The following is a 12,726-nucleotide window of genomic DNA, read 5'->3' on the forward strand; positions in this document are numbered from 1 at the left end:
CTTGCTAATCCTTAATGTCTTGGGTAGCATCTGCGCCCACTTTGATCGACGAGGTAGAGCATGCGTCGCCCTTTGGTAGCTGGTAACTGGAAAATGCACGGTACCCGCGCCAGCGTCGCTGAGTTGATCAATGGCCTGCACGCGCTGGCTTTGCCGGGTGGTGTAGAGGTAGCGGTTTTTCCGCCAAGCCTTCTATATCAACGACGTGTTGGCTGGCGTGAAAGGCAAGTCCATCGCCGTAGGCGCGCAGAATTGCGCTGCTGTTCCCGAGCAGGGAGCGCTGACAGGCGAAATCGCCTCAAGTCAGCTGGCAGATGCAGGATGTGAGTTTGTACTTGTAGGTCATTCCGAGCGCCGTCAGGTGCTGGGCGAAACAGATGACCTGCTTGTTCGTAAGTTCGCCGCGGTACAAGCCTCTGGTTTGAAGCCCGTGTTGTGCATAGGGGAAACCCTGGAGCAGCGCGAAGCAGGTCAGACCATCGAGGTGGTGAATCGCCAGGTGAGCTGCGTGATAGAAGCGCTCGGTGTTGAAGTGTTTGCTCGTGCGGTCATTGCGTACGAGCCGGTCTGGGCCATTGGCACGGGCCTAACCGCAACGCCAGAGCAGGCGCAGGACGTGCACGCAGCTATTCGTGCGCAACTGAGCGCTAGCGATGCTGAAGTGGCTCGCGGTGTACGAATTCTTTATGGCGGCAGTGTTAAGGCGGCCAATGCGATTGAATTGTTCGGCATGCCGGATATCGATGGGGGGCTCATTGGTGGAGCCTCTCTGAATGCGGATGAGTTTGGTGCGATCTGTCGCGCCGCAGGAAACTAAGAAATGCTGGAAACTATCGTTGTAGTTCTGCATCTGCTGGCGGCTTTGGGCGTAGTTGCGCTCGTATTGCTGCAGCAGGGTAAAGGTGCCGATGCCGGTGCCTCGTTTGGTTCGGGTGCTTCGGCCACTGTTTTTGGTAGCCAAGGTTCCTCTACCTTTCTTAGTCGTTTTACTGCTATACTTGCAGCCGCTTTTTTCATTACTAGCTTGGGCTTAGGCTTCTTTGCTAAGGAAAAAGCTCACATGTTGGGTCAGGCAGGTTTGCCAGATCCAGCGGTGTTGGAAGTGCCGCAGCAAAAACCGGTCGCAGAAGATGTGCCGGTGCTCGAAGAGCAAAAGCCAGCGTCTAACGCTAGCGACGTACCTCAAGCTCCAGAGCAGAAGTAAGTGCGTTAATTGCCGAGGTGGTGGAATTGGTAGACACGCTACCTTGAGGTGGTAGTGGCCATAGGCTGTAGGGGTTCGAGTCCCCTTCTCGGTACCAATTAAACAGCAAAGCCCGCTTCATGCGGGCTTTGCTGTTGCTGGGGATTGGATTGACCATCGCGCTAATTCGGTCGTATACTTCGGCCCCAGCTTTAACGTGGGGTTCGGCCGTTTGATAGCCCGATGGGCTCATGGCTAAGAAGGTGTGGTTTAACCTTTCTTCCCCTGCAATCGATTGTAGCGGAGCCCCTTTTTAGGGGCTTTTTGTTAGCCGGTTGCTTTGTTGGTTTGGCTGTTTTGTCGTTGAGCGTAACGTTCAGCGGCTTCAAGGGATGGGCGTTTCGCCCATTTTTTATTTGTACGACATGCACGAGGGGTTCAAGTGTCGAGCAAGCTAGAAGAGTTGCAGGCCTTGCTGGCCCCGGTAGTCGAGGCCCTTGGCTATCAATGCTGGGGTATCGAGTTCCTGTCCCAGGGGCGGCATTCCCTGCTTCGCGTCTATATCGATCATGCCAACGGCATTCTTGTCGAAGATTGCGAAAAGGTCAGTCGCCAGTTGAGCGGTGTCCTGGATGTCGAAGACCCGGTAGCTAGCGAATACACCTTGGAGGTGTCTTCGCCAGGCATGGACCGGCCGCTGTTCACGATTGAGCAGTTCGCCGCGCACGCCGGTGAGCAAGTAAAGATCAAACTGCGTTCTCCCTTTGATGGGCGGCGTAACTTTCAGGGCCTCCTTCGCGGAGTAGAGGAACAGGACGTTGTGGTGCTGGTTGATGACCATGAATACCTGTTGCCGATCGATTCGATCGACAAGGCCAATATTGTTCCCAGTTTTGACTGAGACGCGGATCCCGCGGATCCAATGGATTGCGAAAGGCGAGGCGTACGATGAGCAAAGAAGTACTGCTGGTTGTTGAGTCGGTATCCAACGAAAAGGGTGTACCGGCCGGCGTGATTTTTGAGGCGTTGGAGTTGGCGTTGGCCACTGCAACGAAAAAACGTTTCGACGTAGAAGTTGAGCTTCGCGTAGAGATCAATCGTGTAACGGGCAGCTATGAAACGTTCCGTTGCTGGACCGTGGTTGATGATCAATCGCTGTTCAACCTGGCATCCGAGCTGACGCTCGACGAGGCACGAGAAATCAAGCCTGATGCCCAGCTTGGCGAGACCATCGAAGAAAAAATCGAGTCGATCGAATTTGGTCGTATCGCGGCGCAAACCGCCAAGCAAGTTATCGTGCAGAAAGTTCGTGAAGCTGAGCGCGCCCAAGTGGTCGAAGCTTACCGTGAACGTCTGGGCGAAATTATCTCCGGCACCGTGAAGAAAGTTACCCGCGACAACGTCATCGTTGACCTGGGCAACAACGCTGAAGCGCTGCTGGCTCGCGAGGACATCATCTCCCGCGAAACCTTCCGCGTTGGCGCTCGCCTGCGTGCATTGTTGAAAGAAATTCGCACCGAGAACCGTGGTCCTCAGCTGATCCTGTCGCGCACCGCGCCGGAAATGCTGATCGAACTGTTCCGTATCGAAGTGCCAGAAATCGCTGAAGAGCTTATTGAAGTGATGGCCGCTTCCCGTGATCCGGGTTCGCGGGCCAAAATTGCCGTGCGCTCCAAAGACAAACGTATTGACCCGCAAGGCGCCTGCATCGGTATGCGCGGCTCGCGTGTACAAGCGGTGTCGGGTGAGTTGGGCGGCGAGCGTGTCGATATCGTGCTGTGGGATGACAACCCTGCTCAGTTCGTGATCAACGCCATGTCACCGGCCGAAGTTGCCGCCATCATCGTTGACGAAGATGCCCATGCCATGGACATCGCCGTCGGTGAAGACAATCTGGCACAAGCAATCGGCCGTGGCGGTCAGAACGTTCGTTTGGCTAGTCAGTTGACCGGCTGGACACTGAATGTAATGACCGAAGCGGATATTCAGGCCAAGCAGCAAGCTGAAACTGGCGACATCCTGCAGAACTTCATCGACGAGCTGGAAGTCGACGAAGATATTGCTCAGGTGTTGGTAGAAGAAGGCTTCACCAGCCTGGAAGAAATCGCCTATGTCCCAATGGAAGAGATGCTCAGCATCGATGGCTTCGACGAGGAAATCGTCACCGAGCTTCGCGCTCGCGCCAAAGATCGCCTGCTGACCAAGGCCATTGCGACGGAAGAAAAGCTGGCAGACGCGCAACCAGCCGAAGACCTGCTCTCGCTTGAGGGTATGGACAAAGGGTTGGCGCAAGAACTGGCAGTACGCGGCGTGATTAACCGCGAAGACCTGGCCGAGCAGTCGATTGACGACCTGCTCGACATCGACGGTATCGACGCAGAGCGTGCCGGCAAGTTGATCATGGCCGCCCGAGCCCATTGGTTCGAGTAAGTTGGCGGCCTGAGGAGAGAAGTGCATGACGCAAGTCACGGTCAAAGAACTGGCCCAAGTGGTCGCCACCCCGGTAGAGCGTCTGTTGCTGCAGATGCGCGAAGCGGGTTTGCCGCACACGGGTGCCGATCAAGTTGTGACTGACAGCGAGAAGCAAGCCCTGTTGGCGCATCTCAAAAGCAGTCACGGCGAGAAAGTGGAAGAGCCGCGCAAGATTACCTTGCAGCGTAAAACCACCAGCACCCTGCGTGTAGCAGGAAGCAAAACCATCAGCGTTGAAGTGCGCAAGAAGAAAACCTTCGTTAAGCGCAGTTCCGAAGAGATCGAAGCCGAGCAGAAGCGCGAGCAAGAAGAGCGCGCGGCTGAAGAGGCGCGTCTGAAAGCGGCTGAAGAAGCCAAGCGTCAGGCCGAAGAAGAAGCGCGTAAGAACAGCGCTTCGAACAACGAGCCTGCTGCCGAGGCGGCGCCTGCCGCACCTGCTCCTCAGCCCGTTGTTGCCGATATCGAGCTGCCGCCTGTTGTTGCGCCGGTTGAAGAGCGCAAGAAAGACGAACAGCGTCGTCCGGACAAACCGCGCAACGACGACGACCGTCGTGGCGGCGATCGCAAGAACACCGCGCACCGTCCTTCGGTTAAAGAGAAGGAAAAGGTTCCGGCGCCTCGCGTTGCTCCACGGACCACCGACGAAGAAAGCGACAGCTTCCGTCGCGGCGGTCGTGGCAAAGCCAAGCTGAAAAAGCGCAATGCCCATGGTTTCCAGAGCCCGACCGGTCCGGTTGTGCGCGACGTATCCATCGGCGAGACCATCACTGTGGGCGAGTTGGCTCAGCAGATGTCGGTTAAAGCGGCTGAAGTGATCAAGTTCATGTTCAAGATGGGCACTCCGGTGACCATCAACCAAGTGCTCGATCAGGAAACCGCTCAGTTGATCGCCGAAGAGCTTGGCCACAAGGTCAAGCTGGTGAGCGACAACGCGCTTGAAGAGCAATTGGCCGAGTCCCTGAAGTTTGAAGGCGAAGCGATTTCCCGTGCTCCGGTTGTGACCGTAATGGGCCACGTTGACCACGGTAAAACTTCGCTGCTCGACTACATCCGTCGCGCCAAAGTGGCGGCCGGCGAAGCGGGCGGTATCACCCAGCACATCGGCGCCTACCACGTAGAAACCGAGCGCGGCATGGTGACCTTCCTCGATACCCCTGGTCACGCCGCGTTTACCGCCATGCGTGCTCGTGGTGCCAAGGCGACCGACATCGTGATTCTGGTAGTCGCAGCCGACGACGGCGTGATGCCACAAACCATCGAAGCCGTTCAGCATGCGAAAGCCGCTGGTGTGCCGTTGGTTGTTGCGGTGAACAAAATCGACAAGCCTGGCGCTGACCTGGAACGCATCAAAAGCGAACTGGCTGCTCAGGGCGTGACGCCGGAAGAGTGGGGCGGTGACAACCCGTTCGTGAACGTGTCGGCGAAGATGGGTACCGGCGTAGACGAGCTGCTTGAAGCCGTCTTGCTGCAAGCCGAAGTACTGGAACTCACTGCAACGCCGTCGGCTCCTGGCCGTGGTGTGGTGGTTGAGTCCCGTCTGGACAAAGGCCGTGGCCCGGTTGCCACCGTGCTGGTTCAGGACGGTACTTTGCGTCAAGGCGACATGGTGCTGGTCGGCTCGAACTACGGCCGCGTTCGCGCCATGCTCGACGAGAACGGCAAGTCCATCAAGGAAGCGGGTCCTTCGATTCCGGTCGAAATCCTCGGCCTCGACGGCACGCCGGATGCTGGCGACGAGATGAGCGTTGTGGCTGACGAGAAGAAAGCTCGTGAAGTCGCCCTGTTCCGCCAAGGCAAGTTCCGCGAAGTGAAACTGGCTCGTGCCCACGCTGGCAAGCTGGAAAACATCTTCGAGAACATGGGCCAGGAAGAGAAGAAAACCCTCAACATCGTGCTCAAGTCCGATGTACGTGGTTCGTTGGAAGCCCTTCAAGGTGCGCTCAACGGTCTGGGTAACGACGAAGTGCAAGTGCGCGTAGTCGGTGGCGGTGTCGGTGGTATCACCGAATCCGACGCCAACCTGGCACTCGCCTCCAACGCTGTTCTGTTTGGCTTCAACGTGCGTGCCGATGCCGGCGCTCGCAAGATCGTCGAGCAGGAAAGCCTGGACATGCGTTACTACAACGTCATCTACGACATCATCGAAGACGTCAAGAAAGCCCTCACCGGCATGCTTGGCAGCGATGTTCGCGAGAACATTCTCGGTATCGCCGAAGTTCGTGACGTGTTCCGTTCGCCGAAGTTTGGTGCGATCGCCGGTTGCATGGTTATCGAAGGAACGGTCTTCCGTAACCGTCCGATCCGTGTACTGCGTGAAGACATCGTTATCTTCGAAGGCGAGCTGGAATCCCTGCGTCGCTTCAAAGACGACGCGTCCGAAGTTCGTGCCGGCATGGAATGCGGTATTGGCGTCAAGAGCTACAACGACGTCAAGGTCGGCGACAAGATCGAAGTGTTCGAGAAGATCCAAGTGGCTCGCAGCCTTTAAGCTCGAGTCGTTATACGCAACGCCCGGTCCGGCTAACGCCTGGCCGGGCGTTTGCCGCTTTCAGACCGTCAGGGTTTTGCGCCGTGGCGGGAGGTAACAGGTAGTTAGATGGCCAAAGAATATAGCCGTACCCAACGCATCGGCGATCAGATGCAGCGCGAACTGGCGCAACTGATTCGTCGTGAAGTGAAAGACCCGCGTGTCGGTCTGGTGACCGTTACCGCCGTTGATGTAAGCCGTGACGTCGGTCACGCGAAGATTTTCATCACCGTGATGGGCCAGGACACCGCCGAAGAAATCGCGCAAAACGTCAAAGCCCTGAACGACGCCGCTGGTTTCCTGCGCATGCAATTGGCTCGCGCCATGAAGCTTCGCAGCGTGCCGCAGCTGCATTTCCATTACGACGAAAGCGTTATGCGTGGCGCGCATCTGTCGGCGCTGATTGAGCGTGCCGTGGCCGAAGACGGTCAGCATGTCGACGACGCCCCCGCTTCCGAGAAGGAGTAAGGGCTTGGTTCAGGTCAAGCGCATTCGCCGGAACGTCAGCGGCATTATCTTGCTCGACAAGCCCAAGGGCTTCAGCTCCAACGCGGCGCTGCAAAAGGTGCGCTGGTTGCTCAATGCCGAGAAAGCCGGGCACACCGGCAGCCTCGACCCGTTAGCCACTGGCGTGTTGCCGCTGTGCTTTGGTGAAGCCACCAAGTTTTCCCAGTACTTGCTCGATGCCGACAAGGGCTACGAGACGGTCATGCAGATGGGCGTCACCACCACCACGGCCGATGCCGAGGGCGAGGTGATTGAGCGTCGCGATGTAACCGTTGGTCGTGACGATATCGAAGCCGTGCTGCCGCGTTTTCGCGGGCAAATCAGCCAGATACCGCCGATGTACTCTGCCCTCAAACGAGACGGCCAGCCGCTTTACAAACTGGCGCGTGCGGGCGAGGTAGTGGAGCGTGAAGCGCGTTCTGTTACTATTGCGCGCCTGGAAATGCTGGGCTGCGAAGGCGAGCAGGCACGTTTGTCAGTGGCTTGCAGCAAAGGCACCTACATCCGGACCCTGGTGGAAGACATCGGCCAGGCGTTGGGATGTGGCGCTCATGTCGCAGAGCTGCGGCGTACGCAGGCCGGTCCTTTCGTGTTGGCGCAAACCGTCACGCTGGACGAGCTGGAACAGGTGCACGCCGATGGCGGTAACGAAGCGGTTGACCGCTTTTTGCTGCCCTCCGACAGCGGCCTCGAACACTGGGCTCGCGTGCAGTTCTCCGAGCACAGCGCGTTTTATTGGTTACATGGGCAGGCGGTACGTGCCCCGGACTCGCCGCAAAGTGGCATGGTCCGCGTATACGATCACACGGCTCGCTTTATCGGGATTGGCGAAGTGAGTGAAGACGGGCGCATCGCGCCGCGTCGTTTGATTCGGTCAGAATGACCGAACCATTCCGGGAAACCGGGGTGGGCGAGGGTGGCTGTTAATAGGCACGGTCACATCTCATTTTTAATACGAGGATTTGTCCTCGGCCTATTGGAACTGCCTTCACTGGAATGCAGTTTCTCAATTGAGAGGAAGCCCACATGGCACTCAGCGTTGAAGAAAAAGCTCAAATCGTCACCGACTACCAACAAGCCGTTGGTGATACTGGTTCGCCAGAAGTGCAAGTTGCACTGCTGACCGCCAACATCAACAAGCTGCAAGGTCACTTCAAAGCCAACGGTAAAGATCACCACTCCCGTCGTGGTCTGATCCGCATGGTAAACCAGCGTCGTAAGCTGCTGGACTACCTCAAAGGCAAAGACGTTACCCGCTACAGCACCTTGATCGGTCGTCTGGGCCTGCGTCGCTAATTTAGCGAAGCTGCTAGAGGTTGGTTGTTTGTCGTTATTGATTGGGTATGCTCACGCAGCCCAGTGATTAACGGCAGGCTTCCAGCCTCAAGTTTTATCTGCACCCTGCGTTTTGTTTGAGCTGTAGGCGTTACCCCTGGACAGGTGACGGGTCCGAATCCCGTGGTTGCCCAAGAATTCTGCAAGAAAACGATTTCCCCAAGGCAAAAAGAAGGTAAATACACCGTGAACCCGGTAATCAAGAAATTTCAGTTCGGTCAATCGACCGTCACTCTCGAGACTGGCCGCATTGCCCGTCAGGCCTCCGGCGCAGTATTGGTCACCGTTGACGACGACGTCAGCGTATTGGTGACCGTGGTTGGCGCCAAGCAAGCCGACCCAAGCAAAGGCTTCTTCCCGCTGTCCGTTCACTACCAAGAAAAAACCTACGCTGCCGGTAAAATCCCAGGCGGCTTCTTCAAGCGTGAAGCGCGTCCTTCGGAAAAAGAAACCCTGACTTCGCGTCTGATCGACCGTCCGATCCGCCCACTCTTCCCTGAAGGTTTCCTGAACGAAGTTCAGGTGATCTGCACTGTGGTTTCCACCAGCAAGAAAACCGATCCGGACATCGCTGCCATGATCGGCACCTCGGCTGCTCTGGCTATCTCCGGCATCCCGTTCGAAGGCCCGATTGGCGCCGCGCGCGTTGCCTTCCACGAAAGCACTGGCTACCTGCTGAACCCGACTTACGAGCAACTCAAGGCCTCAAGCCTGGACATGGTTGTAGCCGGTACCAAAGACGCCGTGCTGATGGTTGAATCCGAAGCCAAAGAGCTGACCGAAGACCAGATGTTGGGCGCCGTACTGTTCGCCCACGACGAGTTCCAATCGGTAATCAAAGCCGTTGGCGAACTGGCTGCCGAATGCGGCAAGCCGACCTGGGCTTGGGCTCCTGCTGCCAAGAACACTGCCCTGCTGGACGCAATCCGCAGCGAATTCGGTGAGGCCATTTCCCAGGCTTACACCATCACCATCAAGCACGAGCGTTATGGCCGTCTGGGTGAGCTGAAAGACCAGATTGTTGCCAAGTTCGCCGTTGAAGGCGGTCCTACCGCTGGCGAAGTGAAAGACGCGTTCGGCGAAATCGAATACCGCACCGTTCGCGAAAACATCGTTAACGGTAAGCCACGTATCGATGGTCGCGACACCCGCACCGTTCGCCCGCTGGCCATCGAAGTTGGCGTTCTGGATCGCACCCACGGTTCGGCCCTGTTCACCCGTGGCGAAACCCAGGCGCTGGTCGTTGCCACCCTCGGCACCGCGCGTGACGCACAACTGCTCGACACCCTCGAAGGCGAGCGCAAAGACCCCTTCATGCTGCACTACAACTTCCCTCCGTACTCGGTGGGCGAGTGTGGTCGTATGGGCGCCACTGGCCGTCGCGAAATCGGTCACGGCCGTCTGGCGCGTCGTTCGGTTCAGGCCATGCTGCCTGCTGCTGATGCGTTCCCGTACACCATCCGTGTGGTGTCGGAAATCACCGAGTCCAACGGTTCCAGCTCCATGGCTTCCGTGTGCGGTGCTTCCCTGGCCCTGATGGACGCTGGTGTGCCGATGAAAGCGCCGGTTGCCGGTATCGCCATGGGTCTGGTTAAAGAAGGCGAGAAATTCGCCATCCTCACCGACATCCTCGGTGACGAAGACCACCTGGGCGACATGGACTTCAAAGTGGCCGGTACCGCCAAAGGTGTTACCGCGCTGCAGATGGACATCAAGATCAACGGCATCACCGAAGAAATCATGGAGATCGCCCTGGGCCAAGCCCTGGAAGCTCGCCTGAACATCCTCGGTCAGATGAACCAGGTTATTTCGACCTCGCGTAGCGAACTGTCGGCCAACGCGCCGACCATGATCGCGATGAAAATTGACCAAGACAAAATTCGCGACGTTATCGGCAAAGGTGGTGCAACCATCCGCGCGATCTGCGAAGAAACCAAAGCCTCGATCGACATCGAAGACGACGGCTCGATCAAAATCTTCGGCGAAACCAAAGAAGCGGCTGAAGCTGCACGTCAGCGCGTTCTGGGTATCACCGCAGAGGCTGAAATCGGCAAGATCTACGTCGGTAAGGTTGAGCGCATCGTCGACTTCGGCGCATTCGTGAACATCCTGCCGGGCAAAGACGGTCTGGTGCACATCTCGATGCTGAGCGACGCGCGCGTTGAGAAAGTGACCGACATCTTGAAAGAAGGTCAGGAAGTTGAAGTGCTGGTACTGGACGTCGACAACCGTGGCCGTATCAAACTGTCGATCAAAGACGTAGCAGCGGCGAAAGCTTCTGGCGTTTAACCCGAACGGGTTCGCAGTTTGAAGAGAGGGCCCTAACCGGCCCTCTTTTTTTGCCCTGAAAATCTTTTTTCAACACATCATGCGGCCGAGACGCCGAACGCCGAGACGCAACAAGGAACGCTGCCTCCATGGAAAAAAGTCTTTGCCACTATCACCCGACGCAGCCCGCCACCTGGCTGTGCCACACGTGTCCCCGGCATTACGGCGATTGCTGTACGCCGCTTAATGACGACGCACCGGAAGAAACCCCAACCTGTCCGCTGTGCGCGGGCCGCCTGGAATTTCTTGGTGCTGCTAATACGGCGCAACCCTTTTGGGAGCGCATCCCCCAGTTTTTCGCTTACGGGCTGCAAACCGGCCCCTTGGCCTTTAGCGGTCTGATCGCCCTGGCGAGCCTGTTTATGCCGGCTTCGGTGATTTTATGGACGGTGCTGTTCAGCATCGCCACCAAATACTTCTACAGCGTTATCGAAGCCAGCAGCGAAGCGCAAAAAGCCGCCCCCTCGCTCGCCAGCGCCTTTACTGGCTCGGGCTTCAGCCTGTTTTTCAAACAGATGGCGGTGTTCATTTTGTGCTTCGTGGCGCTGTGGATCGCGGCGGACTTCGAGAGCGAGGCGGTCTATTGGGCCGTTAACATTTCACTGCTACTGGTCATGCCCGCCAGCATTATTCGCCTGGCGCTGGATAAAACACTGGGCGCGGCGCTGAGCCCCGAGGAAGTCGGCCAGGTCATCAAAGCCATGGGCTGGCGTTACCTGATTCTCTGCGCGTTTTTATTCATCCTCTGGCAGTCGCCCAGCTGGGTAACAATGATGTTGTCCCACGGCTTGCCGCGGGTCGTGCTGTTCCCCATCGCAGCCTTTCTGTTCAGTTATTTCACCGTGGTGATGTGCGCCATGATGGGCTACGCGGTTTTCCAGTATCAGGGCGCCTTGGGTTACGTAATGGCCGAGGAAGACAGCCATAACGGTTTTCCCGCCGCTGAATACCTGCGCCGCCGCGCCATGGCCGAGGCGGAAATCCGCATAAAAGAAGGTCAAAGTCAGCACGCGTTAGAAACGCTTACGCTGGCGCTGGAGCGCACGCCCGACGACCTCAAGCTCAACGAGCGTTTCCATCAGTTGCTGTTCAACCTCAACGCCCGCGAGCGCTGCCTGCGCCACCTGGCTCACTACCTGCCGCTGGCGACCCGCAGCAGTCCGGCCTTGGCCTCCACCGCGCTGCTTAACGCGCGAAAGATTCAGCCCGACTACATGCCGGACGATCCGCTGGTATGCGAGCGCATTGCCGGCGCTTTGCTCGATCGCCACCGTACGCGCGAAGGCCTGAGCCTACTGCGCAACCTGCACCAACGCTTCCCCGACTATCCGCACATCCCTCGCGCCTATTTGCTCGCAGCACGCGGCTTTGCCGAAGGTCTTGGCCAAGTAGAACCGGCGCAGAAGCTGTTGGCCTTCGTGCGCGGCCGCTATCCGCAGTCACCCTTGATCACCGAAGTGAACAATTTGCAGGTGGTTCTCGATCGAATGGCTACCAAAGGCTGACAGTTCATGCAGTTTGCAAGTAAGCGAAGCGGCTAACTTGCAATCTGCACGATCCGCTTCGTTTTGAATGTTTACTAAGTGATTGATTTTAAAGGGTTAAATTATCTTTTAAAAACTGGCACAGCGCTTGCGATATGTACTGTGAAACCGCAGCCAGGACAGGCGGCGGAATTTTCAAATGAACAGGAGTGAGACGTTATGAACAAGCCATTCAATAAATTGGTTATTGCAGCTGCCACTGCCGGCGCACTGAGCCTGAGCATGACGCCTCTGGCGTTCGCCGACACCACCCACACCTCGACTGCGCCGCTGATGATGGCCGCCAGCGACACCGTGGACAACGCTGAAGAAGCGGTAACCGATACCTGGATCACCAGCAAAGTTAAATCCACCTTCGTGGCCGACAGCGCACTCAGCGCACTGGACATCAAGGTAGAAACCAACAAAGGCGTGGTTGCCCTGTCCGGCGTCGTTAAGAGCGAAGCCGAGCGTGACCTGGCCGTTGCCAAAGCCAAAGGCATCAAAGGCGTTAAGGCAGTTTCTGCCGACGGCCTGAAATCGGCTGATTAATTCCATCAACTGAACGATTCAGTTGATCGCCAGACAGCAATTCCCCAGGCGTCATCCTGACGCCTGGTTCGCCCCATCAAAGGAGGACTTCTCATGAATTCCGACGTGATCAAAGGCAAGTGGAAACAGCTCAACGGCAAGATTAAGGAACGTTGGGGTGACCTGACGGACGACGACTTGGATGTCGCCGAAGGGCATAGCGAGTACCTGGCAGGGAAACTTCAGGAGCGCTATGGGTGGAGCAAAGAAAAAGCTCAGGACGAGCTCCGCGACTTCTCTAGTAAGTTGTGAGCACACAT

At 57.2% G+C, this 12,726-nt stretch carries 11 protein-coding genes, 1 tRNA gene and 1 pseudogene; all 13 read left to right on the forward strand.

The annotated features are described in order from the left end of the window. Positions 1 to 60 precede the first annotated feature (60 nt). Positions 61 to 817, forward strand: a pseudogene (gene tpiA / locus ACZZZP_RS02330) (triose-phosphate isomerase). Between the two features lie 3 nt (positions 818 to 820). Then, the gene (secG, locus tag ACZZZP_RS02335; RefSeq protein ID WP_122493063.1) at positions 821 to 1,204 is read left to right on the forward strand and encodes a preprotein translocase subunit SecG; all 384 of its coding nucleotides are present in this window, start codon (positions 821 to 823) and stop codon (positions 1,202 to 1,204) included. A gap of 11 nt (positions 1,205 to 1,215) precedes the next feature. After that, positions 1,216 to 1,301: transfer RNA gene (locus ACZZZP_RS02340), tRNA-Leu, on the forward strand. A 324-nt stretch (positions 1,302 to 1,625) separates the two neighbouring features. Beyond that, positions 1,626 to 2,084 carry a ribosome maturation factor RimP gene (gene rimP, locus ACZZZP_RS02345; protein WP_108098208.1) on the forward strand — a complete coding sequence of 153 codons (459 nt, stop codon included), beginning with the start codon at positions 1,626 to 1,628 and terminating at the stop codon, positions 2,082 to 2,084. 47 nt (positions 2,085 to 2,131) lie between these two features. Next, the gene (gene nusA, locus ACZZZP_RS02350; protein WP_463381678.1) at positions 2,132 to 3,613 is read left to right on the forward strand and encodes a transcription termination factor NusA; all 1,482 of its coding nucleotides are present in this window, start codon (positions 2,132 to 2,134) and stop codon (positions 3,611 to 3,613) included. A gap of 25 nt (positions 3,614 to 3,638) precedes the next feature. Further along, a complete protein-coding gene (infB, locus tag ACZZZP_RS02355) occupies positions 3,639 to 6,143 on the forward strand; it encodes a translation initiation factor IF-2 (RefSeq protein ID WP_122493061.1) in 2,505 nt (834 codons plus the stop codon). Positions 6,144 to 6,251: 108 nt separating this feature from the next. Beyond that, positions 6,252 to 6,650, forward strand: coding sequence for a 30S ribosome-binding factor RbfA (gene rbfA / locus ACZZZP_RS02360; RefSeq protein ID WP_122454051.1), 399 nt, complete (start codon positions 6,252 to 6,254; stop codon positions 6,648 to 6,650). Positions 6,651 to 6,654: 4 nt separating this feature from the next. After that, a complete protein-coding gene (gene truB / locus ACZZZP_RS02365; RefSeq protein WP_122493059.1) occupies positions 6,655 to 7,572 on the forward strand; it encodes a tRNA pseudouridine(55) synthase TruB in 918 nt (305 codons plus the stop codon). A gap of 143 nt (positions 7,573 to 7,715) precedes the next feature. Beyond that, on the forward strand, positions 7,716 to 7,985 hold the full coding sequence (rpsO, locus tag ACZZZP_RS02370) for a 30S ribosomal protein S15 (RefSeq protein ID WP_010447232.1): 270 nt from the start codon (positions 7,716 to 7,718) through the stop codon (positions 7,983 to 7,985). Between the two features lie 225 nt (positions 7,986 to 8,210). Continuing rightward, positions 8,211 to 10,313, forward strand: coding sequence for a polyribonucleotide nucleotidyltransferase (pnp, locus tag ACZZZP_RS02375; RefSeq protein WP_122493058.1), 2,103 nt, complete (start codon positions 8,211 to 8,213; stop codon positions 10,311 to 10,313). Positions 10,314 to 10,441: 128 nt separating this feature from the next. Continuing rightward, entirely contained in the window at positions 10,442 to 11,857 is a 1,416-nt protein-coding gene (locus ACZZZP_RS02380) for a hypothetical protein (RefSeq protein WP_463381679.1), read from the forward strand. Between the two features lie 198 nt (positions 11,858 to 12,055). Beyond that, positions 12,056 to 12,427, forward strand: a complete 372-nt coding sequence (locus tag ACZZZP_RS02385) for a BON domain-containing protein (protein ID WP_122454056.1) — start codon at positions 12,056 to 12,058, stop codon at positions 12,425 to 12,427. A 93-nt stretch (positions 12,428 to 12,520) separates the two neighbouring features. Continuing rightward, positions 12,521 to 12,718 carry a CsbD family protein gene (locus ACZZZP_RS02390; protein WP_122454057.1) on the forward strand — a complete coding sequence of 66 codons (198 nt, stop codon included), beginning with the start codon at positions 12,521 to 12,523 and terminating at the stop codon, positions 12,716 to 12,718. The last annotated feature ends 8 nt before the right edge of the window (positions 12,719 to 12,726 follow it).

Source organism: Pseudomonas sp. AC211, assembly GCF_979258055.1.

Coding starts and splice junctions, on each gene's coding strand:
- ACZZZP_RS02380 (WP_463381679.1), top strand. CDS start 10,442: ATGGAAAAAAGTCTTTGCCACTATCACCCGACGCAGCCCGCCACCTGG.
- infB (WP_122493061.1), top strand. CDS start 3,639: ATGACGCAAGTCACGGTCAAAGAACTGGCCCAAGTGGTCGCCACCCCG.
- rbfA (WP_122454051.1), top strand. CDS start 6,252: ATGGCCAAAGAATATAGCCGTACCCAACGCATCGGCGATCAGATGCAG.
- ACZZZP_RS02390 (WP_122454057.1), top strand. CDS start 12,521: ATGAATTCCGACGTGATCAAAGGCAAGTGGAAACAGCTCAACGGCAAG.
- rpsO (WP_010447232.1), top strand. CDS start 7,716: ATGGCACTCAGCGTTGAAGAAAAAGCTCAAATCGTCACCGACTACCAA.
- secG (WP_122493063.1), top strand. CDS start 821: ATGCTGGAAACTATCGTTGTAGTTCTGCATCTGCTGGCGGCTTTGGGC.
- ACZZZP_RS02385 (WP_122454056.1), top strand. CDS start 12,056: ATGAACAAGCCATTCAATAAATTGGTTATTGCAGCTGCCACTGCCGGC.
- nusA (WP_463381678.1), top strand. CDS start 2,132: ATGAGCAAAGAAGTACTGCTGGTTGTTGAGTCGGTATCCAACGAAAAG.